The organism is Gordonia sp. WA4-43 (genome assembly GCF_020520305.1).
GTDB classification, from domain to species: Bacteria; Actinomycetota; Actinomycetes; order Mycobacteriales; family Mycobacteriaceae; genus Gordonia; species Gordonia hongkongensis.
In genome coordinates this window covers 2,773,572-2,798,788 of sequence record NZ_CP084736.1, presented here as the reverse complement: position 1 = coordinate 2,798,788, position 25,217 = coordinate 2,773,572, and the positions used below count along the sequence as shown (strand labels likewise).

General features: G+C 69.9%; 19 protein-coding genes. 12 read left to right on the top strand and 7 right to left on the bottom strand.

Annotation, left to right across the window (positions count from 1 at the left end; all coding sequences use genetic code 11):
* Positions 1-78: 78 nt before the first annotated feature.
* Genes LEL84_RS12515 through LEL84_RS12505 form a run of 3 tightly spaced genes read left to right on the top strand, consistent with a single transcriptional unit; the run spans position 79 to position 3,312 of the window.
* Complete coding sequence (locus LEL84_RS12515) at positions 79-1,404, top strand: AI-2E family transporter (protein WP_165629439.1); 1,326 nt, start codon at positions 79-81, stop codon at positions 1,402-1,404.
* Entirely contained in the window at positions 1,401-2,612 is a 1,212-nt protein-coding gene (gene macS / locus LEL84_RS12510) for a MacS family sensor histidine kinase (protein WP_226511776.1), read from the top strand. The genes LEL84_RS12515 and macS overlap by 4 nt, the downstream gene beginning before the upstream one ends.
* 22 nt (positions 2,613-2,634) lie before the next feature.
* Positions 2,635-3,312, top strand: a complete 678-nt coding sequence (locus LEL84_RS12505) for a response regulator (RefSeq protein WP_058252243.1) — start codon at positions 2,635-2,637, stop codon at positions 3,310-3,312.
* A gap of 43 nt (positions 3,313-3,355) precedes the next feature.
* Here the strand turns inward: LEL84_RS12505 and LEL84_RS12500 are convergent, their stop codons facing one another.
* The 4 genes from LEL84_RS12500 to trmB form a co-directional block, all read right to left on the bottom strand.
* Positions 3,356-4,711: an MFS transporter gene (locus tag LEL84_RS12500; protein WP_226511775.1), complete on the bottom strand. Its 1,356-nt coding sequence runs from the start codon at positions 4,709-4,711 to the stop codon at positions 3,356-3,358.
* A 160-nt stretch (positions 4,712-4,871) separates the two neighbouring features.
* Entirely contained in the window at positions 4,872-8,135 is a 3,264-nt protein-coding gene (locus LEL84_RS12495) for an MMPL family transporter (RefSeq protein ID WP_226511774.1), read from the bottom strand.
* 220 nt (positions 8,136-8,355) lie between these two features.
* Entirely contained in the window at positions 8,356-9,027 is a 672-nt protein-coding gene (locus LEL84_RS12490) for an NYN domain-containing protein (protein WP_058252241.1), read from the bottom strand.
* Entirely contained in the window at positions 9,020-9,811 is a 792-nt protein-coding gene (gene trmB, locus LEL84_RS12485) for a tRNA (guanosine(46)-N7)-methyltransferase TrmB (RefSeq protein ID WP_058252240.1), read from the bottom strand. The genes LEL84_RS12490 and trmB overlap by 8 nt, the downstream gene beginning before the upstream one ends.
* 223 nt (positions 9,812-10,034) lie before the next feature.
* Here trmB and LEL84_RS12480 point away from each other — a divergent pair, with 223 nt between their 5' ends.
* From LEL84_RS12480 to LEL84_RS12445, 8 genes are all read left to right on the top strand, one after another.
* Positions 10,035-10,913, top strand: coding sequence for a hypothetical protein (locus tag LEL84_RS12480; RefSeq protein ID WP_137809619.1), 879 nt, complete (start codon positions 10,035-10,037; stop codon positions 10,911-10,913).
* Complete coding sequence (locus tag LEL84_RS12475; RefSeq protein WP_226511773.1) at positions 10,910-12,457, top strand: hypothetical protein; 1,548 nt, start codon at positions 10,910-10,912, stop codon at positions 12,455-12,457. Before LEL84_RS12480 ends, LEL84_RS12475 begins: the two co-directional genes overlap by 4 nt.
* A 5-nt stretch (positions 12,458-12,462) precedes the next feature.
* Positions 12,463-12,858: a DUF6802 family protein gene (locus LEL84_RS12470; protein WP_065630444.1), complete on the top strand. Its 396-nt coding sequence runs from the start codon at positions 12,463-12,465 to the stop codon at positions 12,856-12,858.
* Positions 12,859-13,069: 211 nt separating this feature from the next.
* Positions 13,070-14,896, top strand: a complete 1,827-nt coding sequence (locus tag LEL84_RS12465) for a phosphoenolpyruvate carboxykinase (GTP) (RefSeq protein ID WP_137809622.1) — start codon at positions 13,070-13,072, stop codon at positions 14,894-14,896.
* Positions 14,897-14,971: 75 nt separating this feature from the next.
* Positions 14,972-15,979 (top strand): esterase-like activity of phytase family protein, encoded by a 1,008-nt coding sequence (locus tag LEL84_RS12460; RefSeq protein ID WP_226511772.1) that lies wholly within the window; start codon positions 14,972-14,974, stop codon positions 15,977-15,979.
* 93 nt (positions 15,980-16,072) lie between these two features.
* The gene (locus tag LEL84_RS12455) at positions 16,073-16,888 is read left to right on the top strand and encodes an ABC transporter ATP-binding protein (RefSeq protein ID WP_065630339.1); all 816 of its coding nucleotides are present in this window, start codon (positions 16,073-16,075) and stop codon (positions 16,886-16,888) included.
* 21 nt (positions 16,889-16,909) lie between these two features.
* Positions 16,910-19,456 (top strand): ABC transporter permease, encoded by a 2,547-nt coding sequence (locus LEL84_RS12450; RefSeq protein ID WP_226514307.1) that lies wholly within the window; start codon positions 16,910-16,912, stop codon positions 19,454-19,456.
* Between the two features lie 55 nt (positions 19,457-19,511).
* On the top strand, positions 19,512-20,333 hold the full coding sequence (locus tag LEL84_RS12445; protein WP_226511771.1) for a hypothetical protein: 822 nt from the start codon (positions 19,512-19,514) through the stop codon (positions 20,331-20,333).
* Positions 20,334-20,439: 106 nt separating this feature from the next.
* Here the strand turns inward: LEL84_RS12445 and LEL84_RS12440 are convergent, their stop codons facing one another.
* Positions 20,440-21,207 carry a class I SAM-dependent methyltransferase gene (locus tag LEL84_RS12440; protein ID WP_226511770.1) on the bottom strand — a complete coding sequence of 256 codons (768 nt, stop codon included), beginning with the start codon at positions 21,205-21,207 and terminating at the stop codon, positions 20,440-20,442.
* A 103-nt stretch (positions 21,208-21,310) separates the two neighbouring features.
* Here LEL84_RS12440 and LEL84_RS12435 point away from each other — a divergent pair, with 103 nt between their 5' ends.
* Entirely contained in the window at positions 21,311-22,471 is a 1,161-nt protein-coding gene (locus LEL84_RS12435) for a glycosyltransferase family 4 protein (protein WP_226511769.1), read from the top strand.
* Here LEL84_RS12435 and LEL84_RS12430 read toward each other — a convergent pair.
* Positions 22,428-24,158 (bottom strand): hypothetical protein, encoded by a 1,731-nt coding sequence (locus LEL84_RS12430; protein WP_226511768.1) that lies wholly within the window; start codon positions 24,156-24,158, stop codon positions 22,428-22,430. The genes LEL84_RS12435 and LEL84_RS12430 overlap by 44 nt on opposite strands.
* A 13-nt stretch (positions 24,159-24,171) precedes the next feature.
* Positions 24,172-25,110 (bottom strand): HpcH/HpaI aldolase/citrate lyase family protein, encoded by a 939-nt coding sequence (locus LEL84_RS12425; RefSeq protein ID WP_058252230.1) that lies wholly within the window; start codon positions 25,108-25,110, stop codon positions 24,172-24,174.
* Positions 25,111-25,217 lie beyond the last annotated feature (107 nt).

Below are 25,217 nucleotides of genomic sequence, written 5' to 3'. Positions count from 1 at the left end.
CGACCCCCGTCGGCGACCTGCGCAATCGGGGGTGTGTACGGCGTCCTGTCCCCGCGGTGCAGCACTAGTGTGACTCTCGTGACCGAAGCCGAACGAGCCGACCGGCCGCGCGACGTCCGGGACCTCGCGTCCATCGACCGGGCGAAGGTTCATCCGCAGGTACGCGCGGCGGCGGAGTGGGCGTGGCGGCTCCTGCTCCTGGTCGCGGCCGCTTACGTCGCGACCAGGCTGTTCCGGGAGTTCGAGGAAGTCCTCGTGCCGGTCGCCCTCGCCATCCTGATCTCGGCGATGCTGGTTCCCGGGGTCGACGCACTCGACCGGCGCGGTCTGCCGCGTTCGCTGGCGGTGATCGTCAACCTCGTCGTCGCGATCGGGTTGCTCGCCGCCGTCATGACCTTCGTGGTCCGCGAGTTCATCGACGGTGTTCCCGAACTCGCCGAGCAGGTCACCGTGACCGTCGAGAAGACCAGGGAATGGCTCATCAACGGGCCGCTCGGGCTCGATCGCGACCAGGTGCGCAACTTCGGCACCGACACCCTCGACTTCATCCAGCACAACCAGGACCGTGTCACCAGCGGTGCGTTGGCCACCGCCACCACGGCCAGCGAGATCATCACCGGCGCCCTGCTGACGTTGTTCCTGTTGATCTTCTTCCTCTACGGCGGTGGTCAGATCTGGCAGTTCTCGGTCAAGCTCATCCCAGAAACCAATCGGAATCGGGTGTGGGAGGCGGGTATCGCCGGTTTCGGCACACTCGTCGGGTACGTCCGGGCGACCGTCGCGGTGGCCTTCGTCGACGCCTGCGGTATCGGGATCGGACTCGCCATCCTGCAAGTGCCCCTGGCGCTTCCGCTGGCCTCGCTGGTCTTCCTGGGCGCCTTCATCCCGATCGTCGGTGCCCTGGTCACCGGCACGCTGGCGGTGCTCGTCGCCCTGGTGACCCAGGGCTGGATCGCCGCGGTCGTCGCCCTCGCCATCGTCGTCGGTGTCATGCAGCTCGAAAGCCATGTGCTGCAACCGTTCCTGCTCGGTCGGTCGGTGCGCCTGCATCCGGTTGCGGTGGTGCTCGGGATCGCGGCCGGCCTGGTGTCGGCCGGCATCATCGGTGGTCTGCTCGCGGTGCCCCTGATCGCGTTCTTCAACACCGCGATCCGACGCCTGAAGGGGGACTCGACCGAGCCCGTGGACGGGCGCCCGGGGGTCGTCGCCGAGCCGGATTCACCGGCGTGGGACACCGACGACCCCGACGCCGCGGCCGAGACGCTCGCACACGAGGCCCCTGGCACCCCCTCGAAGGCCGGGAACCCAGGATCCGAACGCCCGGCGGATGGTCGCCGGGGCGAGGTCGAGACCGACCGCGGTGGCAGTGACCGGGACGGGGACGGCCGGGGCGCGGGAACGTGACGCGCCGGTGGCCGGGGCTCGAGGTCGGCCCGCCGGACCGGAACGCCGATCCGGATCGTCTGGCACGTGTCGTCGACGACGACCCGGTCGGTCCGCTGTGGCGGGGCGCCCAGATCTTCCGGCTGCTGTCCTATCTGTACGCACTCGGCTTCCACATCGCCGTCAACCCCGACCTCGACCGCGGCGGCGTCGCCTGGGTGCTCTTCGGCCTGCTCTCCGCGTGGACGCTGGTCAGCGGGATCGGCTACTTCGTCGGGTTCGCGCGCAACCGGGTGTGGGTCGGTGCCGAGGTGCTCGTCGTCTGCGCGCTGATGTGGTCGACGTCGTATGTCGCCGGCGCGGAGTGGGCGTGGAACAACCAGACCTGGCCGACGACGCTGTGGGCCACCAACGCGGTCATCTCGGTTGCGATCCTCACCGGCCCGGTCGGGGGGATCGTGTCGGGGCTGATCATCGGCGGCACCAGCACCTTCGTGAAAGGCGAACTGAACCTCGACTTCGGTAGGAATGCCACCATCATCGTCATCGTGGCGACCGGCATGGCGGTCGGGCTCGCGGCTGCGAACGCGCGTCGGGTCCAGGACCAGCTGTCCCGGGCGGCGCGGATCGCCGCGGCTGCCGAGGAACGCGAACGGCTCTCCCGTGAGGTGCACGACGGGGTACTCCAGGTGCTCGCGCTGATCGCGCGTCGCGGACGCGAGATCGGCGGCCCGACAGGTGAACTCGCCACCCTCGCGGCGGAGCAGGAGCGTACGCTGCGTCGGCTGATCTCCGACACGGACGAACCCGTCGCCGCCGATCCCGATGCGCACTGCAGCGTTGATCTCGCCGCCGCCCTGCGCGTCTTCGCCGACGCGCGGGTGTCGGTCAGCGCTCCCGCCGACCCGGTGATGGTGTCGGCGCGGAAGGGCGCGGAGATCCGCGCGGCGGTGGTCAACGCGCTCGGCAACTTCGTGAACCACGCCGGTCCCGGCGCGCGTGCGTACATCCTGGTGGAGGATCTGGGGCGGGACGTCGTGGTGAGTGTGCGCGACGACGGGATCGGCATCCCGGACGGCAGGCTCGCCGAGGCGGTCGCGCAGGGGCGCGTCGGGGTGTCGAAGTCGATCGTCGGACGGATCGAATCCCTCGGCGGCACCGCGCGCCTCGACACCGAACCGGGTGCGGGTACGGAATGGGAGTTCACCGTCCCGCGGGACGAGAGCTGAACGGCGAAGGGGAGCATCAAGTATGAGTGCAGGCCGGAGTGACGAAGGGCGGGCGCCGCTGCGGATCATGGTCGTCGACGACCACCCGATCTGGCGAGAGGCGGTGGCCCGCGATCTCGCCGACGAGGGATTCGACGTCGTCGCCACCGCGGACGGCGTGGGCAGTGCCGGTCGACGCGCGGCCGCCGTCACCCCCGACGTGGTCCTGATGGACATGCAGCTGACCGACGGCACCGGTACGGAGGCGACGACGGCGGTCCTGGAGGTCTCGCCGAAGACCCGCATCCTCGTGCTGTCCGCATCGGGTGAGCGCGACGACGTCCTCGAGGCCGTGAAGGCCGGGGCCAGCGGCTATTTGGTGAAGTCGTCGTCACGCGAAGAACTGGTGGACGCCGTCCGGGCGACGGCCGACGGCCAGGCGGTCTTCACCCCGGGACTCGCGGGGCTGGTGCTGGGCGAGTACCGGCGCATGTCCCAGCAACCCGACGCCGCACCCGCCGCGCCCGCGCTCACCGAGCGTGAGACCGAGGTGCTGCGTTTGGTCGCAAAAGGACTGAGCGCCAAGCAGATCGCGCGGCGCCTCGACCTGAGTCACCGGACCGTCGAGAACCACGTCCAGGCCACCCTCCGCAAACTCCAGCTCGGCAACCGCGTGGAACTGACCCGCTACGTGATCGAACACGGCCTGGACGAGGACTGAGTCCTCGGCCAGGCCGTGTTCGACGGTGGCGGGTCCCGCCGGGTCACTCGCTGACGGCGAGCCCCGAGGTCGTCAGCGAACCGCTCGCGGGCGCGTCTGCCGGCTTGGGTGACTTGACCAGCATCGTGGCCGCGGCACCGATGAGCGCGATCCCGGCGAAGAGATGGAACGCGGTGGCCGAGGAGATCCCGGCGCCGATCAGCAGGCCGCCGATCACCGGACCGAAGATGCCGCCGAGTCGACCGAAGCCGGCGCACCAGGCCACGCCGGCGGCGCGTGCCTCGGTCGGGTAGAAGTTCGACACGAAACCGTAGATCAGGACCTGGGTGCCGATGGTGCCGGTACCGGCGACGGCGACCGCGGCCAGCAGCACCGGCAGCGGGAGGGACAGGGTCAGTCCGATGAGTGCGAACGTCGCCAGGCAGAACGACGTCGCGACGACCTGCTGCGGTCCCCGGCGGTCGGCGAATCGCGCCGCGATGAGTCCGCCCACGATGGCGCCACCGTTGAGGACCAGCAGGAACGACAGCGAACCCTTCGCGTTGAAGCCGCTTTCCTTCATGATCTGCGGCAGCCATGTGTTGAGACCGTAGGTCAGCAGCAGGCCGACGAAGCTCATCACGCCCAGCAGCAGGGTCGGACCGGCGAAGCGACGCGAGGCAAGGACCGCGAAACCGACCTTCTCGGCTGCGGCGGGTGCGGTGGCCGCGACCGGCCGAGCGGGGCCGACGGGGATTCCGGTGCGCGCCGAGACCGCCTCCGCGTCGGCGAGACGACCCCGGGTGGCGAGCCACTGCGGCGACTCGGGCATCCGCAGCAGCGCGAGGGGCAGCAACGTGACGAGGGGCAGTGCGCCGACCCAGAACAGTCCGCGCCAGCCGACGTGGTCGGCGAGCACCATCGCCAGGATCGCGGCGAGCACGCCGCCGGCCGGGACGCCGCTGTAGACGATGGCGTTGAACAGGTTCTTCTTCGCGGGCGGCGCGAACTCGGCGACCATCGCGCCGGCGGTGGCGACCAGGCCGCCGATTCCGATGCCGGTCACGAACCGCAGGATGCCGAACGAGGTCAGATTGGTGGCGAGGGCTGTCGCACCCATGCCGACCGAGAACCAGATGATGTTGAACAGCATCATCCGTCGGCGACCGACCCGGTCACCGACCGCGCCGGCCAGCAGCGCGCCGATCATGACGCCGATGAGCGCGTAGGAACCCAGCGCCCCGGCGGTGGCCGGGGTGAGCTGACCGAGTTGGGACGGGTCGTCGAGCAGGGTGGGCAGGACCGTGCCGTAGACGACGAGGTCGTACCCGTCGAAGACGATTGCGATGGTGGCAAGGGAGACGACCCAGAGAACGCTTCTGCGATGCTCCGGCGACGTCCAGGTGGTGGATGAAGTCATGCGGCTGTCCCTCCAGCGTTGATGTGCTGGCAGACATCATGCGCGGGATGTGCGGTAGGTCACATCAGCGCAAAGCCCAGTGCCGACCCATCCCGGATTGATCGTGACTCGCGATCAATCCGCTTACGAGACCCGTCGCCGCGAACGGGGGTCCGAGCGGTCATTTCTGTGAACGACTCCGCTTCAGCAGTTCCTGGACGCTGATCTGGCCGTCGTCACCGGTCTCGTCGGACCGGGCGTGCCGGTCGGTACGCGGACGACGGCGACGGCTCGACTCGTCGGCCGGGCGATCCTGCTCACCCGAGGCAGGACCGGCGTCGGGCCGCGCGGCGGCCGGGGTCGCATCGGCGCTGAGTCCGCGCTCCATCGGCGACGGACCGTTGCTGCGACGACTCCGAGACGACGGGGTCGAGGTCTCGGGGCTGACCGAGGCGGCCAGGGGGCGACGACCGGTCTCGTCGAGGGCGGGCCGGCGTCCGAGCGGTGAGCGCTGGCCGGTCGGCTCCGGCGTCGGCCGGGCGGTTCCGGGATTCGGACGCCCGCCGGTCTCCGGCACCCGTGGTGGGGCGGACGGGGGAGTGACCGTCGGACGGTCCCCGTTCCCCGGGTGAGGTGCGGCGTCGCCGAGTCGGATGCCACCCTCGCCGAGGCTCCAGCCGCCGGTGTCGGGACGATCACCCTTCGACACGGTGGAGCGGCGGTAGGGCGTCGCGGGACGGCGTCCGGCCGGTTCGGGGGCCCGGGCACCGGGCACGGGCGTCGGTCCGACGCGCGCCGGCGGAGTGCGCGGCGGGGTCGGCGCAGTACCCGGGCGGCCGGTGGTGGTCGGCGGCGGACCCGAGGGGGACGGCGGAGTCGGGGTGGGCCCGGAACCGGTGCGCTGGTCGGGGGCCTGACCCGCCGGGCGGCCGTTGGTGAGCGGTCGGTCCGGGGCGGGCCGCGCCGGTGCGGCGGGGCGGCCGACGGCGGCCGGGACACGACCCCGGGCGGGAACCGCTCCGGCGGCGACCGGTTGTCTGCGTGCCGCGGCCATCACCGAGGTCGGCGCCTCGGCCACCACGGTGCCCGCACTCATCGGACGGGCGCCGGCACCGGCGTCGCGCTGTTCGTCGGGTTCGTCGTCGAGGACGGTCTCGCCGAGGCCGATCTTGCGCTGGACCACGCGCATCCACCGCGGTGCCCACCAGCAGTCGTCCCCGAGCAGCTTCATCACCGACGGGACGAGCAACATGCGGATCACCGTGGCGTCCAGGATCAGCGCGGCGATCATGCCGAACGCGATGTACTTCATCATCACGATCTCGGACAGGCTGAACGCGCCGGTGACCACGACCAGGATCGCGGCGGCCGCGGTGATGATGCCGCCGGTGTGCGCGGTGCCGCTGCGGATCGCCTCGGTGGTGCTCGCGCCCTTCTGTCTGGCCTCGACCATGCGGGAGAGCAGGAACACCTCGTAGTCGGTCGAGAGGCCGAACACGATGGCGATGATCAGCACGAGCACCGCTGCGAACAGCGGGCCGGGGGTGAAGTTGGCCAGCTCGGCGCCGTGACCGTCGACGAAGATCCACGTCAGGATGCCGAGCGTGGCACCGAGACCCAGGGCCGTCATGAGCGCGGCCTTGATCGGCAGGACGATCGAACCGAACTGCAGGAACATCAGCAGGCCGGTGATGAGGACGAGCATGACCGCCATCAGCGGGAGCCGTTGCATCAGCGCGTCGATCGAGTCCTGGGTGAGGGCCGGGGTACCCGAGACGTACATCGTGAGGCCCTCGGTGTCGATCGCGCGTAATTGCTCGATCGCCTGGGCGGCGGTGTTCCGGTCCTGGAGACCGGCCGACACCTGGTAGACGCCCACGTTCGGGTACCGCTCGGCGTCGAACGACCCGAAGTCGGACTTGTCGGCGTCGCTGAACTTGTTGGTGAAGCCGGGGACCGCGTCGGCGCGTTGCGCGATGGCGTCGAGCTTGTTCTGGTCGGCCTGGCTCGACTCGTCGTAGATGATGACGAGCTTGATGGCCTCGGTTCGCTCGCTCGGGAAGTATTCGTCGAACTTCTCCTGCGCGACCCGGTTGGGGTTGTCCGGCGGCAGGAACTTCTCGCTGATCCCGCCGAACTGGATGCTGCCGAACGGGATGATCAGCGCGAGCAAGAGGAGCACAGTCGGGACCGCGGTCTTGACCGGGTGCTTCATCACCCACGTCGCGAGTCGGCCCCAGAAGCCGTTCTCGACTTCCTGGCTGGTCTTCATGCGACCGCTGAACCGGTTCTCGATGGCCGCTGCGCGTTCCTCGCCGGAGAAGCGGCGGGCCAGCGGGACCGCGGTGTACTTCATGACCGTGCTGATCGACAGCATGTTCACGCGGGGGCCGAGGATGCCCAGGATCGCCGGGAGGACGGTGATCGACAGGATCGCGGCGAGGGACACCGATGCGATCGCGCCGTAGGCGACGGATTTGAGGAATCCCTGCGGCATGATCAGCAGACATGCCAGGGCGGCGACGATGATCGTCGCGGAGAAGACCACCGTCTGACCGGCGGTCATCACGGTTCTTCGGACCGCGGCCTTGGTCGAATAGCCTTCACCGAGTTCTTCGCGGAAACGCGACACGATGAACAGGCCGTAGTCGATCGCGATGCCGAGACCGATCAGCGTGACCACCGACTGCGCGAAGATGTTCAGCTCGGTGGTGAGCGCCAGGATCTTCATGATGCCCAGCGAGCCGGCGATGGTCAGACCACCGATGAGGACGGGCAGACACGCGGCGACGACGCCGCCGAAGACGAAGAACAGCATGATCGCCACCAGCGGCAGCGCGAGGACCTCGGCGCGGTGGATGTCCTTGTCCATGCCCTCGGCCATCGATCCGGCGACCGGTTGCAGGCCGGCGAGCTCGAAGGTCGTACCGGGTAGATCGAAGCGTTCGGGGATGTCCTCGAAGAACGGTTCGATGGTCTTGTAGTTGTTGAGGACCGTCGTGTCGTCGTTGCCGGCGACGCCGATGCTGATGAAGGCGTGTCTGCCGTCCTCGGTGAACAGTCGCTCCTGCAGCGTGCTCTGCGCGGGCTGGACGAGGAACGGGTCGTACAGACCGGGATCGGCGCGTCCGACGATGTCGGGGTGCGTCGCGATGAGGTCCTCGACGAACGTCTCGACCTTCGCGCCGAACGCCTTGTCGTCGACGCGGGTGCCCTCCGGCGGGGTGACCAGCAGGATGATGTCGGACGTGTGGTCGCGCCCCAGCGCCTGGTCGGCGTAGCGCGCACCGGTGTCGGACTCCGACGTCGGATCGAACCAGCCGCTCTGACTGAGGTGCTTGCCGAGATCGAGACCGTACAGCCCGAGTCCGGCCATCATCGCGATGAGCACCGCGATGACGAGGAAGCGCATTCGGTAGACGAATGTGCCGATGAACCGGAACACGCGATGTCCTTTCGTGTACGACTGGTCAGGCCTGTTCGGCGCCGTCGTCTCGGGGCGCCGGTGGCGATTCTGTCAGTTTCCCGAAAGATCCTGACAGTGTTGCCTGAGTGATCCCTGAGGCGTGGGCCTCGGGGTCACGCGCGGGCACACCCGCATCGGCGTCGGATGCCGGGTCGCGGACCGCCGCCCGACGACCCCGGCAGGGCCACGACGCCGCAGGTCAGCGCAACAGTGCGCTGAGCGGGCGGAAGGGTGTGAGCCAGGCGCCCTCGTCGGGCAGGGAGTCCAGGCCGATGCGTGGCAGCGGCTCGCGGAACACGCCGGGGATGTCCTCGAGATCGATGAACTCCAGTTCTTCGGTGCTCAGCGCCCAACTGGCGTGTTCGCGGAACCCGATGACGGTGACGGGCACCCCGTCGCCGACCACCTCGAGCAGCGGTTCGCGAAATGCCTGACCGTCGGCGGACGCCACGATCACGCCGGCTAGTCCAACAGTGTGCCTGCGAAGTTCGATGTGGTCGAGCATGTCGGAGTCGACATCGCTGTCGTCGGACAGCTTCGGCTTGGCGAACACGGCGAAACCGACATTACGGAGAGCGTCCACCCACGGCCGGACGACGTCGGCGCTACCAGGGGCGATGTTGGTGAACACGGTGGCCTCGGGCTCGACCGCGCCGCCTCCGTCGGTGAGAGCGGACACATCTGCGGTCCGCTGCAGCAGCCACCGGCCCAGGGCGTCGAACCGGGGACGGTGCGCGGCGGTGGGGCGTCCGCCGAGCAGGGCGCCGAGGCCCATGTCCATGTTGGGTGCGTCCCACACCAGCAGCATGCGGCGCGTCCCCGTCTGGCCGGAGATGGTGTCGGCGAAGCCGGTCGGGCTGTGGTCACTCATGGCGGGCTCCCGTCGGGGTGTCGCCGGTCGAGGTGGCCGGCGGGATGGGCCGCGTGTAGACGAACTCGCTGACGTAGCGGCCCTCGCGCTCCGCGCGTCCCTCGAACTTCGTCGTCGGCCGCTGCAGCGAGATCGGCGACTCCCGCGTCAACTGCACGACGTGGGGGCGGTCGGCGTCCTGGGTGGCGAGCGCCTCCGCGATCCACTCCGCATAACCGGCGTGATCGGTCGCGATGTGCAGCACCCCGCCCGGGACGAGCCGGTCCGCGATCAGTTCCAGTGTGCCGGTCTGGACGAAGCGTCGCTTGTGGTGACGCGATTTGGGCCACGGGTCGGGGAAGAACAGCCGCACACCGGTGAGGCTCGACGACGGGATGAGCTCGGTGAGGACGATGGCCGCGTCGCCGCGGATCAGGCGGACGTTGGTCAGGCCGTTGCGGTCGACGAGGCCGAGGAGCTGGGCCAGGCCCGGCTTGTAGACCTCGACGGCCACGACGTCGACATCCGGTTCGGCCTCGGCCATCGCGGCGGTCGAGATGCCGGTACCGCTGCCGATCTCGAGGACCTTCGGGGCCTCGCGCCCGAACAGTTCGGTGAGGTCGAGTTGCGGCTCGGGGACCCGCTCCGGCCCGATCTCGAGGTCGCGGCCCAGCACCGGCCACAGGGTCTCCCAGTTGCGCTGCTGACCGGTCGTCAGCGTGCCGCGGCGGAAGCGGAAGCTCGTCACGCGGGGGTACAACCGGGACCTGTCGGGGCTGTTGTTCACGCGTCCATCGTTGCGCATCGTGCCGTCGCGGCGAAGTCGCGGGGGAATGGCGGCCCGGACGGCAGCGGTGCGGACGCGGACCCGTCCGGCCCCGCGAGGGGATGTGGAGCCGTCTCCGCCGTTCGCCCGGATCCCGATTATTCTCGGCCCTGTCGCGGTTCACGTGCGCCGATGCCCGGGGTGGCGGTGCGGTGGACGCGGGTCGTGGGAGGCGCAGGGGTCGGATGGCGAGGAGGCTGCGGTGGGGGCACCGGTGAACGGTGGCCGGCGTGGCGTGCCCGCCGGGAGCGAGTTGTGGACGGCCGCCGAGCAGGGACGACTCGTCGACCTCGTCGACCCGGTGTCGCCGCTCGTGCCCGTCCTGGCCGGCGCGGGCCGGCGTTTCCTCCGTCCGTTGCACGTCCAGGTCGTCGGCCGGCCCGGGACCGGTCGGGACACGATGGCTCGTGCGCTGCGAGAACGACTGTCGCTCACCGTGATCGGGCCCGGTGAGGACGAGCAGGGGGCCGCTGACACCGATCTGTGGGTTCTGGTCCTGGCGGGACCGCCGCGGCGCGCCGACCGCGAACTCTTCGCGTCCCTCCCGGCCGACCGTGTGCTCGTGGTGCTCGGGAAGGCCGACACGCACGGCGACTGGGATGCTGCGGTCGAGGTCGCGGCGTCGTGTGCCGGGCGTCTGGACACGCCGGTGTACCCCGTCTCGCAGTTGCTGGCCTGCGCCGACCTCGACGACGCCGAGTTCGCCGCGCTGGCGACGATGGCGGCCGCAGGCGTCGGCATGCCGTCGATGGCCGGCCGGTTCCTCGTGGGACGTCCGGGTTCCGACGAACGGCTGATGCGGCAGGGTTTGCTGCGCCGGCTCGACGCCTACGGCATCGACACCGCGCTCGCGCTCATCGAGTCCCGTTCCGCCGTGGCCGCGAACGCCGAGGCCCTGAGCCGGGCGCTCCGCGACGCCAGCGGCGTTCCTGATCTCGCGGGACCGATCGGGGAGCGAGTCGACCGGATTCGGCATTGGCGTGAGGTCGAGTTGCGCGCCCGGTTGGAGGAGGCGGCCGCGGCGGGCGTCGACCGCGCCGGTGCCGAGCGACTTCTGGCCGGGGCAGGAGCGGGCACATGACCGACACGGCACTCGCCGCCGCGCGGGAGCTGACCGGCTTCGACGCCATCGGGGTCGACGCGGGCACCGACGTGCTGGTCGTCGGGACCGACGGAGTGGGCGTCCGCACGCTGGTCGAGGCCTGCCGGGCGCTCGCCCCGGACCTCGACATCGTCGCCCGCGGCGGGCGCTCGGGTGCGTCGGCCGGTGCGGCGGTCGTGGTCGTCGACCCGTCGTCGTCGGCCGGTGAGGAGGAACGTCTCCTCGTCGAGCAGATGCGCGCGCAGGTCGGGACCGTGGCGATCGTGTGCACGAAGATCGACGCGTTCTGGGAGTGGCCGCGGACCGTGCGCGCCCACCGGGCCGTCCTCGACCCGTTCGCGACGCTGCCGCTGTTCGGGGTGTCGTCGGTCGCGGCCCTCGAGGGTGCGGTGGACGAGTCGGGGATCGACGCCCTCGTGGAGTGGCTGCGTGAGACGACTGACGCGCCGGGCGTACTCCGCGCCGAGCGGGCAAGGCTCGCGGCGGGCCTCGGGGCGGTCGAGCACCTCCTCGGCGCGCCGGCGAGCGGCGCCGACGAGGCGGCGTCCGCACAGGTTGCCGTCGATGATCTCCTGGCCGTGCGTCGCGAACTGGTCGCCGCACGTGACCGCGGACGCCCGGACCGGTTGGCGGCCGTGCGCGCCGGACTCGCGCGCGTCCGATCGCAGACGTCGGCGGAACTGCACGCCGGGGTGCGCGATCTGGCGGCGTCCGCCGCCGGCCACGCTCCCGCCGCGAATTCTGCGTACGGCGCCTGGGTCCGTACCGGCTGGGCCGCCCTCGCCGACGGCGTCCGTCGTCGCGCCGACGAGCGCGTCGACGCGGTCCGGTCGACCGCCCTGGTGGGCCTGGACGCGGAGCCGTCGGCGGACGAGGACTGGCCCGCGGTACCCCTCCACACCGAGCGGTCGAGCGGCCGGGCGCGGCGCGCAGGCGCCGAAGACGCGTTGGTGGTCGTCCTCGGGGCCTCGACCGGTCTGGGTGTGGGACGCCTCGTCGTCGCACCGATGGAGTCGGTCCAGACGTTGCAGTGGGTCAGCATGCCGCTCGCCCTGATCCTCGGAGTCGCGGTCGCGGCGTGGGTGATCCGTGTCCGGCGCAGTGCTGCGGAGCGTTCCGATCGCGAGGCACGCACCGCCGAGCTCCTCGCCGAGGCGCGGGCGACGCTCGATCACCAGCTCGCCCTGCGCGTCACCGCGGCCGAGACCCGGATCGCCGGCCAGATCGCCCGGGCGCACGAACGCCGTAACCGAGAGGTGGCGGCCGACGTCGCGCGTCTCGACGAGCAGATCCGCCGACTGCGCAGCGGGGTCGGCGTCCGCGACGCTCGAACCCGTCGCGAGCGCGCGGCGGAGATCCGCCGTGAGTTGGTGGCGCGGTCGGAATCGCTCTGGGCGGTCGTCTCCCGCACCGACGACCCGGGTGAGGAATCCGACGATCCGGCGGGACGTCGGGACGACCGAGGGCATGACGACGGAACGGCCGGGGTCGCCCGGGCCGGCCACGACGACGGGAAGCAGTGATCTCGATGGACCCGATGTTCCCCGACGACCTTCCGGACCCGGCCCGCCCGGAGGAGGCCTCGCTGTTCGGCGCGGCCGAGGGCGCCGACCCGCACTCGGTCGACTCGGTGGCCGCACTGCACGAGACACCGGCGTCCGACGATCTCGACGATCACTTGTGGATGCACGACGACGGCCGGATCTGGGATCTCGGACCCGCCGAGGTGGACACCGACAACGACGGCATCAACGATTCGCTCACCCGCAACGGGCCCGACGGGTTTACGGTGTACACGGACAGCGATCGGGACGGGCAGGTCGACAAGATCACCGAGATCGGTGCGGACGGCGAGTTCCGTTCCGCGGTTCTCGACCCGGATACCGGCCAGTGGATCTCCGGCGGATCGGGACGAATCGGCTGACACGTGACCGGCGCCCGACCCGGCCCGTTCCGCGCCGAGACCGAGCGCGTGCGATCACCAGGGACTTTTGTCACCTGTCCGGCGGGCGTGGGATAGACCGCACCTGGCGAACCCCGTGACCTAGCGCCCGCTCGGTGGACGTATCCTTGACCGCGAGACGACCTGACAGGTGGCCATTCAAGCGGCCACCACCTCGGAGGAGGCCCCAACGATGACCGCAGCCACCATTCCCGGACTGGACCCGAGTAGCGCTCCGACGAAGCACGCGGGACTGCTGGCCTGGGTGGCCGAGGTCGCCGAGCTGACCCAGCCCGACCGGGTGGTGTGGTCCGACGGCAGTGACGAGGAGTGGGAGCGCCTGACCGCCGACCTCGTGCAGGCCGGCACCCTGGTGAAGCTGAACGAGGAGAAGAAGCCGAACTCCTTCCTCGCCAACTCCGACCCCGCCGACGTGGCCCGCGTGGAGTCGCGGACCTACATCTGCTCGGAGAAGGAAGAGGACGCCGGCCCGACCAACAACTGGGTCGATCCCGCCGAGATGCGTTCGACGATGACCGAGCTCTACCGCGGCAGCATGCGCGGCCGCACGATGTTCGTCATCCCGTTCTGCATGGGCCCGCTGGACTCCGACGATCCCAAGCTCGGTGTCGAGATCACCGACTCCGAGTACGTCGTGCTGTCGATGAAGATCATGACCCGCGTCGGCCCCCGCGTCCTGGAGATCCTGGGCGAGGACGGCTTCTTCGTTAAGGCGCTGCACTCCGTCGGTGCGCCCCTCGAGGACGGCCAGGCCGACGTGCCGTGGCCCTGCAACACCGAGAAGTACATCACCCACTTCCCCGAGACCCGCGAGATCTGGTCGTTCGGATCGGGTTACGGCGGCAACGCGCTGCTCGGAAAGAAGTGCTATGCCCTGCGCATCGCCTCGGTCATCGCCCGCGACGAGGGGTGGATGGCCGAGCACATGCTGATCCTCAAGCTGACCAGCCCGGCGAACAAGGTGTACTACATCGCCGCGGCGTTCCCGAGTGCCTGTGGCAAGACCAACCTTGCGATGCTCCAGCCGACGATCCCCGGCTGGAAGGCCGAGACCGTGGGCGACGACATCGCCTGGATGCGCTTCGGCGAGGACGGCCGGCTGTACGCGATCAATCCCGAATTCGGTTTCTTCGGTGTCGCTCCCGGTACCAGCTACGACTCGAACCCGAACGCGATGAAGACCATCGAGGCCGGAAACACCCTCTACACCAACGTCGCCCGCACCGACGACGGCGACATCTGGTGGGAGGACATCGACGGCCCGGCGCCCGCGCACCTCACCGACTGGCTCGGCAACGACTGGACGCCGGAGTCCGATCACAAGGCCGCGCACCCGAATTCGCGCTACTGCACCCCGATCTCGCAGTGCCCGTCGCTGGCCGACGAGTGGGATGACCCGAAGGGCGTGCCGATCTCGGCGATCCTGTTCGGCGGTCGCCGCAAGACCACGGTGCCGCTGGTGACCGAGGCCCGCGACTGGCAGACCGGTGTCTTCATGGGTGCCACCGTGGGCTCCGAGCAGACCGCCGCGGCCGAGGGCAAGGTCGGCACCGTGCGCCGCGACCCGATGGCGATGCTGCCGTTCATGGGCTACCACGTCGGCGACTACCTGCAGCACTGGGTGAACATCGGCAAGAACGCCGACGAGTCGAAGCTGCCGAAGGTGTTCTACGTCAACTGGTTCCGTCGGGGCGACGACAAGCGCTTCCTGTGGCCCGGATTCGGCGAGAACAGCCGCGTGCTGAAGTGGATCATCGAGCGCATCGAGGGTGAGGCCGAGGGTGTCGAGACCCCCATCGGCATCGTCGCGAAGCCGGAGTCGATCGACGTCAGCGGTCTGGACGTGCCTGCGGAGGACGTCGCGGAGGCGCTCGCCTTCAATCCCGACGAGTGGCGCGAGGAGATCCCGTCCATCGAGGAGCTGTTCGACTTCGTCGGCGAGAAGCTGCCGAGCTCGTTGCGCGACGAGCTCGACGGTCTGAAGCAGCGCCTGGCCTGACGCGGCCTTGCTGCGCGGTTCCGGGGCTGAACGTACGGATGGGTCTGAAGTGACGGTTGAGGTATCGTGCCCCTCATGAAACTACGTCTGTGGGGCGCCTCGGTCGCCGCTGCCTGCGCGCTGGGACTGGCGTCGTCGGTCGCGGTCCAACCGGCTTCGGCGACACCGTCTTCCGGGGCCGGGGTCACGGCGTTCTTCACGGATTCGACGACGATCGGGAACGGGCTTCCCACCGTCAACCGGATCTCCGGCATCGATCGGACCGGTAACGGCAACTACGTGATGATCGCCGAGGACGTGCTCCCGGCTCGCTTCTTCACGGCGTCGATCGGGTACACCTCCGTCACCGCGTCCTTCACCGGGCAGCCGCGGATCAACGGCGGCGGCACGGTCCTCGGCCCGTGGTTCCTCCCGTTGCTGCCCGGACAGGCCCAGTTCGAGGGCATCCGTCAGTCCGCGGGCGGTTACACCGTCGTCAGCGGCGGCAACAACCAGTTCGTCCGGCAGATCGGGCCCATCGGACAGGTCCTCCGCGACCTGCCGCTCCCGTCGGTGTGGCGCCCGTCGTCGAAGTCGGGTCTGGCAGGTCAGCGCGGACTCACCGGCGTGGCTGTCGGACCCCAGGGTCAGGTCAGCGTCCTGACCGCCGGCGGACTCCGGCAGGACGCCGCACGATCGGCCCGTCTGCTGACCTTCGGCAAGACCAATCGCGAGTTCGTCTATCGCACCGACGCCAACAAGGTGGCCGCCGATGTGCTGGCCATCAATTCGACGGACTTTCTCGTGCTCGAACGTGGCCCGGGCAAGCTGTCGAACATCTTCTGGACGACGACCCGGGGCGCCACCTCGGTGACGAACAAGAAGAAGCTGAGCGGACGCGAGAAGGCGATGACCAAGCGTCGGATCTTCTCGACCACCGCGACGCCGCACCTGCTCACCGGCAACATGTCGGGACTCGCCTGGGGTAACTGGCATCCCGACAACCCGTTCGCGAAGACCCGTACCCGCACCCTTCTCGTGGTGTCGGACAACGTCGGATCGCCCAACCGCCTCCACTCGTTCGAGGTCCAGATCCCGAAGTAGAGGCCGCAGCAGTGCCCAACGTCACTGCCGTCAGGGTGGGGTCAGGGTGTTACCTGATGGCCAACCGACGCAGGATTTGGCACCGTTGAGGGCATGACGACGACTGATGTGGCCGCTCGAGACGACGGTGGCGATGATTTTGGGACGCCGAAGCACGCGGTTGCTGCCGGGGCAGACAACCTTTCCAAGCGGTACGGCGTCGGCGACACCGCCGTCGAGGCCCTGAAGAACGTCTCCATCTCGTTCCGGGAGGGCGAGTTCACCGCCATCATGGGGCCATCGGGGTCGGGCAAATCCACCCTGATGCACTGCCTCGCCGGTCTCGACGTCGCGAGCGACGGCAAGGTGTTCATCGGCGACACCGATCTCACCGCGTTGTCGGACAAGGCGATGACGATGCTGCGTCGCGACCGCATCGGCTTCGTGTTCCAGGCGTTCAACCTCGTGCCGACGCTGACGGCCAAGGAGAACATCACACTGCCGGTCGACATCGCCGGCCGCACCGTCGACACCGAGTGGTTCGACGCCGTGGTGGCCCGGCTCGGGATCACCGACCGGCTCGGACATCTGCCGAGTGAACTGTCCGGTGGTCAGCAGCAGCGCGTGGCCTGTGCCCGTGCGCTGATCGGCAAGCCGTCGATCATCTTCGGCGACGAGCCGACGGGCAACCTGGACTCCCGCTCCTCGGGCGAGGTTCTCTCGATCCTGCGGGCGGCGACCGACGAGTTCAAGCAGACCGTCGTCATCGTGACCCACGATCCGCGCGCGGCGTCGTACGCCGATCGAGTGGTGTTCCTGGCCGACGGCCAGATCGTGCAGGAGCTGTCCCGGCCGTCGGCCGACGATGTCTTCGAGGTCATGAAGAACCTCGACAACGTTCCTGCGCCCGACACCGCCGAAGCGCTCTGAGCCGTGGCGTCCTCCACGGTGATGCGCCGGGTCTCGCTACGGAACCTGCGCGCCCACAAGCTCCGGCTGTTCCTCACCCTCTTCTCGATCGTCCTCGGCACCTCGTTCGTGGCCGGGTCCATCGTGTTCACCGGGTCCATCTCGAAGGCCTTCAACGACATCTTCGACAGTGCGGCGCAGGGTGTCGCGGTCGAGGTGACCCCGGCCGACCGGCAGTCGCCGGGTGTGCCGAACACGATCGTGGACCAGCTCCGCGACCAGCGTGCCCAGTTCGGCATCGACAAACTCGTCGTCAACAACAACGGCCTGGTCACGGTCGCCGACTCCGACGGCAAGGCCATCCAGACCGGTGGCGCTCCGAGCGTGGGCAGCACTTACATCCCGCCGGCGGAGGCGCTGGACCCGGACGAGTCGCGGATTCTGCCGGGTGGACGCGGCCCCGAGAACGCCGGCGAGATCGTCTTGAACACCTCGGCGGCCGAGGCCGCGGGGCTGAAGGTCGGGTCGAAGACGAAGATCGTCGTCGGGCAGGGCAACTCGGAGCCGCTCGAGGTCACCGTCGTCGGCCTCGTCGACGCGCCCAGCTCGACGGGTGGTTACGTGAACGCCCAGTTCGACGCCGCGACGTCGGCCCGCCTGTTCACCGACGGTGAGCACGTCGGCGTCGTCGACATGTCGGCCGTCGCCGGGGTCACCCCGGAACAGTTGCAGGAACGGATCATCTCCGCGCTCGGCGCCGACGCCGATCTCTACGACGTCCGCACCGGCGACCAGGTCCGCGAGGACCAGAAGGCGCAGGTCAACGAGTTCCTGCAGATCTTCCAGTACATTCTGCTGGCGTTCGCCGCGATCGGTCTGGTCGTCGGCACGTTCATCATCTACAACACCTTCTCGATGATCGTCGCGCAGCGGAACCGTGAGTTCGCGCTTCTCCGGGCGGTCGGCGCGAGCCAGCGCCAGGTGTCGCGGTCGGTGCTGTTCGAGGCCTTCGTCGTGGGCGTCCTCGGCGGTGCGCTCGGCCTCGCCATCGGCATCGGGCTGGCCGCCGCGCTGAAGGCGATCACGAGCGCCACGTCGGGCCTGCCCGACGGTGAGCTGGCCGTGGGTCCGGACGCGATCCTCGCCGGCATCCTGGTCGGCGTCGTGGTGACGATGATCAGCGCGTGGGTGCCGGCGGCTCGAGCCGCACGGGTGCCGCCGGTCGAGGCGATGCGTGCGTCGGCCGCCGAGGGGTCGGCCTCGTTGCGCAATCGCACGATCCTCGGCGCGGTCATCGGTGTCGCGTCGATCGTCGCGATCGTGGTCGGCGCGATGGGTGAAGGTGCCGGCCCGGCGATCACGGTGGGTGCCGGCGCCGCGGGCGCGGTCCTGTCGGCCGTCCTCATCGGCCCGGCGATCGCGCGTCCGTTCGTCAGCGTGCTCGGCCGGGTCATCGGTGCGCCCTTCGGCATGATCGGGCGCCTCGCCCGGACCAACGCGGTCCGCAACCCGCGGCGCTCGGCCGCGACGGCGTTCGCGCTCACCCTCGGGCTGATGCTGGTCGCGATCATCGGCACCCTCGGACAGTCGTTCAAGGGCACGGTCGACGACGCCGTCGACGCCGGCATCACGGCCGACTACATCGTGGCCGGCACCAACCAGTCGCCGCTGCCGCCCGCGGTGACCGGCGCGATCGACGGGGTGCCCGGCGTCGCCGAGGTGGTGTCGTTCGGCATCGTCCAGGCCAAGGTCGACGACAAGTCGGAGACCGGGTTCTCGGCGCTCGGCGGCCCGCTGAACAGCGTGACCGTGATGGACATGCAGGACGGCGCGTCGTCGGATCTGCCCGCCGACGGGATGCTGATCAGCGAGCGGACCGGCAAGGGGAACGGCTGGCAGCGCGGCGATGTGGTCACGTTCACCGCCGCGACGGGCGAGCAGGTCCAGGTCCCGATTGCCGGCGTCTACGCGGACAACGAAGCGCTCCAACCGTGGGTCGTGGGTCCGGACGTCTACGAGAAACTGGTCCCGCCCTTCGCGCGGGTCAATGTCACGCTCTTCGTGAACGCCGCGCCGGGCACCGACCTCGAGACCCTGCGCACCGATCTGGAGAATGCGACGTCGGACTACCTGACGGTGCAGATCCAGGACCGGGATCAGTTCAAGGGCCAGATCTCGTCGCAGATCGATCAGATGCTCGGCACGCTGTACGCGATGCTCGGGCTGGCACTGCTGATCGCGGTGCTCGGCATCATCAACACGCTCGCGCTGTCGGTGGTCGAACGCAAACGCGAGATCGGGATGTTGCGCGCGATCGGCATGATCCGAGCCCAGGTGCGCCGCTCGATCTACCTCGAATCGGTGCTGATCTCGATCTTCGGCGCAGTGCTGGGTGTGCTCCTCGGGACCGTCATCGGCGTCGCGTTGGTTCGCACGCTCGCCGAGTGGGGCCTGGGCGCGCCGGTGATCCCGTGGTCGCTCATCGCGATCACGCTGATCGCGTCGGCGGTGGTCGGTGTGCTGGCCGCGTTGTGGCCGGCCGTCCGCGCGGCGCGCACCGGACCGCTCGAGGCGATCGCCGACATCTGACGCAGGTTCGTGGTGGTCGGGTCGGGGACCGGTCCGGGATGACAGAATCGTCCGCATGACCCGACCACCAGAGGGCGATCCCAACGATCCGCGGAACGATCCGCCGGAGACCCGTCAGTTCGATCCGGACTTCGACCCGTCGGCACCGCCGTCGCAGGCCTACACCGAGCAGCAGCCCGGGCAGCCGTATCCGGGTCCCTACACGGAACCGCACCAGGCCGGTCAGCCCTATCCGGGTCCGTACACCGAACCGCAGCAGCCCGGACAGCCGTATCCGGGTCCCTACACCGAACCCCAGTATGGCGACCCCCAGTACACCGGCGGGTCGCCCTACGGTGCCTCGCCCTACGACGCGCCGGCCGGTGGTGAACCGCCCCGCGGTTCCGGGTCGAAGGGCCGGACCATCGGGCTGGCGCTGGTCGCCCTGATCGCACTCGTGGTCCTGGGTCTCGTCGTCGTGCTGGTCACCCGCTCCGGCGACGGCGACTCCACCAGCGCGGCGTCATCGTCGACCACCGAATCGAGTGATCCGGCGACGACGAGCGAGACGACGTCGTCGAGCACCCCGACCACCGAGGAGACGACGTCGACCACGACGACGACTCAGCGCTCCGGGACCATCACCTACCAGCTGACCGGCAACGGGGACGTCGTCGCGCTGACGTTCACCCGCGGCCAGGGATCGCCGACGGTGATCCCGGCGATCGGCTCGCCGTGGTACCAGCGGGTGCAGCTCGAGGGAACCCGCGCGAGCATGTCGGCCATCGTGATCCGCGGACCGGTGTCGTGCGCCATCCTCGCCGACGGTGAACAGCTGGCCGCCGCCACCAGTCAGGGCGGCACCCTCAACTGCACCGCGGACCTCGCCGCCGAGTAGTTCAGGCCGCTGGGTGCGGAGGTGGCTTCGACTCGGGGCTTCGCTTCGCTCAGTCCCGGCTCAACCAGCAGTGGGCTCAGCCAGACGCAACCGGACTCCGAGCACGTCAGCGTCGACGCAGGACGAGCACGAGGTTGGTGCCGAGGACGTCCCGGAGCACCGGCACGCGCATGACCCACCACATCCAGCGCGGGATGTAGCGGGGGAATGCCGCGACGAGGTCGGCGCGCCCGGCACCGGTCGCCGATCGGGCCCAGCGCAGCCCGTCGGCGGCGGAGACCGCGAACAGCGATGTGCCGTACAGGTTCTTGGGCGGGTGACCGTGGCGTCGGGTGTACAGCCGGGCCGCCCGATGGCCGCCGAGATAGTGCGTCAGGCCCATCTCGTGACCGCCGAACGGTCCCCACCAGAGTGTGTAGCTGATGATGACGATGCCGCCGGGACGCGTCACCCGCAGCATCTCGTCGGCCATCTCCCACGGCGTCGGGGTGTGCTCGACGACGTTCGACGACAGGCAGACGTCGACGCATCCGTCGGCGAAAGGCAGGGCCTGGCCGGAGCCGCGGACCGATCCGCGATGCTCGAGCCCACCGGCGTGCATCTCGGTGGGATCGGGTTCGACGGAGACGTAGTGCGCGCCGCGGGCCCGGAAGGCGTCGGCGAAGTATCCGGGACCGCCGCCCACGTCGAGGACCACCGATCCGCCCATGTCGGGGACGAACGCCTCGACCATGTCCGCGGTGTCGCCGGCGAGCGCGCCGTAGAAGCGCGCGGGATCGGATTGTTCGTAGCGGAAGTCGTTCAGCAGTCCCGCGGCGCGTCGCAGGGTGGCGAGCCGGGCCATCCGCGCGCCGTCGGGAAGTGAAGTCGTCATCGTCGGGTCACTCTAGTGGGGTGTCTCGGCGACAGGTTCCTCGCCGGGCGGACGTGCGGCGGATTCCGGTGCTCACGGCCTGGTCGGTAGGCTGACGGACAACATGCGCACACCGTCGAACATCCTGCTCCTGTGCTGGCGGGACACCCGCCACCCTCAGGGCGGCGGCAGCGAGACCTACCTGGAACGGGTGGGCGCCGAACTGGCTCGACGCGGCGCGAACGTCACCTTCCTCACGTCCGCGTACCCGGGGGCGCCCCGCCACGAGCACCGGGACGGCATGCGGTTCTTCCGCGCCGGCGGTCGGATCAGCGTGTATCCGCTCATACTCGCGACCATCGTCGCGGGCCGGCTCGGGTTCGGCCCGCTGTCGGGGTGCCGCCCCGACGTCGTCGTGGACACCCAGAACGGTGTCCCGTTCTTCTCGTCGCTCGTCTCACCGGCTCCGACGGTCGTCCTCGTCCATCACTGTCATCGCGAGCAGTGGCCGGTCGCCGGCCGTCTGCTCGGCCACATCGGGTGGTTCCTCGAGTCGCGGGTCTCGCCGCGCGTCCATCGGCGCAACCGATACGTCACGGTCTCGACGCCGTCGAAGTCCGAACTCGTCGCGCTCGGGGTGGACGCCGAGCGGATCGCGGTCGTGCGCAACGGGATCGATCCGGTACCTCACGGTATCGAGGCGCCCGCGCACACCGGGGCGTCGACTCCCGGTGTGCCGGTACGACTCTGCGTACTGTCGCGGCTGGTGCCCCACAAGCAGGTCGAGGACGCGTTGACCGTACTCGCCCGGCTGCGTCGCGACGGCGTCGACGCCCGTCTCGATGTCATCGGCGGTGGCTGGTGGTCGGACGAATTGCACCGTGCCGCAGCCGACCTCGCGGTGACCGACGCGGTCACCTTCCACGGCCACGTCGACGAGCGCCGCAAGCACGAACTGCTCGCCCGGGCCCGGGTCCACCTCATGCCGTCGCGTAAGGAGGGATGGGGCCTCGCGGTCGTCGAAGCCGCCCAGCACGGTGTCCCGACGATCGGTTACCGCAGCGCCGCCGGACTCGCCGACTCCATCGACGACGGGCGCACCGGGCTCCTCGTCGACGGTGTCGACGAACTGGCGAGTGCGACAAGGAAACTCATCGACAACCCGGACGAGGCGCATCGACTCGGCCGGAACGCGCAGACCACGGCCAGCCGCTACTCGTGGTCGGCGACCTGCGACGGGTTCATGGCGACGTTCGACGCCGTGCTGTCCGACTCGCGCCGCTGATGACACCGACGCCGAGACCGACGAGGCCGGTGATGAGCAGCGCGGCCCATACGAGGTGCGCACCGAGGGCGATCGCACGGTCGGTGGCGTCGGCGGACCGATCCACGACGTCGCCCACCTGATACAGCCTCAGATCCGGCCCGTCGAACACGAGGCGTCCGGCGTCCGCGAGTTGGTTAGGCGGAGAACCGTTCTCGACCAGCACCCACCCGACGCCGAGCTCGGCGAGCGCTACCGGTGAGCCGCCGGACTCCAGCACCTGCGTCACCGCTGCGGCATGCTTCCCGGCCGGGTCGATCACCTCGCCGTCCACTCGGAGTTCGCCGGATTCGACGACCGGCGCCCGCAGCATCCGTGCGGCGGGATCGAGCGACGGATCGCGCGCGAAGGGGTACTCACGCACCGTGCCGGGAGGCCACAGGGCCACCGAACCCCGGTCCGGCGGCACGATCTCGGCGACCTGCCGCCACTCGTCGGGATAGTCGACCGCGCGCACCGCACCGCCGACCCCCCACGCCAGGTCGGGGAGCGGCGCGACCGCGAGCAGTGCGACCGCGGCGTACGCGAAACCAGACGGGACCCGGCGCCTCGCCGCTGCCACGGCCGCTGCCACACACACCGCGACCGCCGGGACGAGAAGTGCGGCGAACTTCTGCGTATCGCGCAGGAGTCCGCCGCCACCGACGTGCTCGACGACGAACCCCAGGCCGGTGCGGACCGGTCCGAAGGTGCTCAGTATCAACAAGATCGCGGTCACCGCCGCGAGGATGGCGATGGCGCGCACCATTGGGTCCGGCTCCGCACGACGACGCCACAGATGACCTGCGCCGACCCCGACGACGAGGAGCAGGCCGAGGGTGGCCACCGCGGCCCACCCGATGGTCCGGCTCGCCGGCACCGCGTCGGCGTTCCAGATTCCGCCCAGCGACAGGGCCGTACCCACGGGGCCGAGCCACGGCTCGGACCGCAGACCGAATGCCTCCACCCCGGCGGCCGCGGACGTGGTCGGGGCGTCGGAGATGGAAGCCGTCAGCAACCACGGCAGTGTGCTGAGGAGCCAGAGCGCAACGACGGCCATCGTGGGTCGCAGACCGATCGGACGGGCCACGAGCGCCGTCGCCAGAGTGATTGCGGCGAGGACAGAACCAGTGGGGGTCAAGCCTGCGACCGCGAACAGTCCGCCCAGTTGTGAGAACCGGACGGCGTCCGGGCGTTCCCGCAGATCCAGAACCGCGACGAGAATCCACCCCAGTGCCGCATAACCCGCCAGCAGGCTCCAGTGGCCCTGGAGAAGACGTTCGGCGACAAACGGATTCCACACCGCGACGAGCGTTGCCGCCGCGGCACCGGTGCGCCCGGCGCCCGGGACCAGGCGAGCTGCCAGACGTCCGTACCCGACGCCCGCGCAGACCAGGGAGGCGGCGAGGGCCGCCAGCACGACGATCCCGCCGTCGACGACGGTGCTCACCATCGCGAGGAACCAGTCCTGCGGCACGGCGCGGGGCGGCAGGTCACCGATCCCGAGAGTGTTGTCCGTGACATGGGTGCGCGGCGTGGACACCGCATCGCGGTACAGCAGGTACCGGTCGCCGGCCCCGATCAGGCCGGGCAGCAGCGGTCCCAGGATCGCCGCGGCCGCAGCGACACCGGTGCCGTACAGAACCGGCAGCAGTCGTCGGGGAGTCACCGCGGCGAGCCGATCAGAAGTGGTGGGTGTCCGAGGGTGCGGGGGCGTGCACCGGGTCGTCGTCGTAGTCGGACTCGGTGATGCCGTACGACCGCGCCAGATCCAGGATCTTGGTCGCCCGCGCGATCCGCGGCAGGTCCGAGCCGTTGCGGATCTCGCCGCCGTCCCGCTCGAACTCGGCGAAGAACTCGCGCGCCCAGGTGATCTCGTCTTGAGAGGGGGACAATCCCTCGTTGACCTGCGCGCACTGGCCCGGGGTGAGGCAGATCTTGCCGGTCATGCCGAACTCGGCACTGACCGCGGTCGCCTCACTGAGCTTGAGCGCGCTCGAACCGACCGTCGGGCCGTCGATGGCGCTGGGCAGGTGGGCGGCCTTCGCGGCGATCGTGAAACGCGAACGGGCATAGGCCAGGGTCTGCGGGTTCTCGCCGAAGCCGGTGTCGCGGCGGAAATCCCCGATACCGAACGCGAGACGGAACGTGCCCTTGGTGGCCGCGATCTCACTGATGCGTTCCAGCCCGCGCGCCGTTTCCACGAGCGCGACGATCGGCAGGCCGGGCAGTCGCTTGGCGGTCTCGGTGACGTGGTCGACGGACTCGACCATCGCCAGCATCACCCCGCCGACGGCGGTCTGCGACAGCGCCTCGAGATCATCGGCCCACCACGGTGTGCCGAATCCGTTCACGCGAACCCAGTCTCCGGCGCCGGGGCCGGCGGTGCCGTCCTTCGGCCCGAGCCAACGGACGACGTTGTCGCGCGCGGAGACCTTGTCCTTGGGAGCCACCGCGTCCTCGATGTCCAGCACGACGATGTCGGCGCGCGAACGCGAGGCCGGCTCGAACTTGGCGTAGTGGGAGCCGTTGACCAGCAGCCAGCTCCGGGCCAGCACCGGGTCGATGCGCGAACCGATGTCGGTCGACTCGGCGTCGTAGGTGGGGTTGTCGTCGTACATCACGGTCTCTCGGTCCGGTGGACACGCGCGATCGGGGGGACCCGCGCTCGGCAACAGCCTTCCCATCGTTGCCTATGCCCGACTGCCCGTGCAAAACCCGGTACGCG

Bases quoted from the DNA above. Each gene is read 5' to 3' on its own strand.
- LEL84_RS12470 (WP_065630444.1), top strand. From the start codon at position 12,463: ATGGACCCGATGTTCCCCGACGACCTTCCGGACCCGGCCCGCCCGGAG.
- LEL84_RS12505 (WP_058252243.1), top strand. From the start codon at position 2,635: ATGAGTGCAGGCCGGAGTGACGAAGGGCGGGCGCCGCTGCGGATCATG.
- LEL84_RS12465 (WP_137809622.1), top strand. From the start codon at position 13,070: ATGACCGCAGCCACCATTCCCGGACTGGACCCGAGTAGCGCTCCGACG.
- LEL84_RS12440 (WP_226511770.1), bottom strand. From the start codon at position 21,207: ATGACGACTTCACTTCCCGACGGCGCGCGGATGGCCCGGCTCGCCACC.
- LEL84_RS12460 (WP_226511772.1), top strand. From the start codon at position 14,972: ATGAAACTACGTCTGTGGGGCGCCTCGGTCGCCGCTGCCTGCGCGCTG.
- LEL84_RS12475 (WP_226511773.1), top strand. From the start codon at position 10,910: ATGACCGACACGGCACTCGCCGCCGCGCGGGAGCTGACCGGCTTCGAC.
- LEL84_RS12435 (WP_226511769.1), top strand. From the start codon at position 21,311: ATGCGCACACCGTCGAACATCCTGCTCCTGTGCTGGCGGGACACCCGC.
- LEL84_RS12500 (WP_226511775.1), bottom strand. From the start codon at position 4,711: ATGACTTCATCCACCACCTGGACGTCGCCGGAGCATCGCAGAAGCGTT.
- LEL84_RS12445 (WP_226511771.1), top strand. From the start codon at position 19,512: ATGACCCGACCACCAGAGGGCGATCCCAACGATCCGCGGAACGATCCG.
- LEL84_RS12455 (WP_065630339.1), top strand. From the start codon at position 16,073: ATGACGACGACTGATGTGGCCGCTCGAGACGACGGTGGCGATGATTTT.
- LEL84_RS12490 (WP_058252241.1), bottom strand. From the start codon at position 9,027: ATGAGTGACCACAGCCCGACCGGCTTCGCCGACACCATCTCCGGCCAG.
- LEL84_RS12425 (WP_058252230.1), bottom strand. From the start codon at position 25,110: ATGTACGACGACAACCCCACCTACGACGCCGAGTCGACCGACATCGGT.
- trmB (WP_058252240.1), bottom strand. From the start codon at position 9,811: ATGCGCAACGATGGACGCGTGAACAACAGCCCCGACAGGTCCCGGTTG.
- LEL84_RS12450 (WP_226514307.1), top strand. From the start codon at position 16,910: ATGCGCCGGGTCTCGCTACGGAACCTGCGCGCCCACAAGCTCCGGCTG.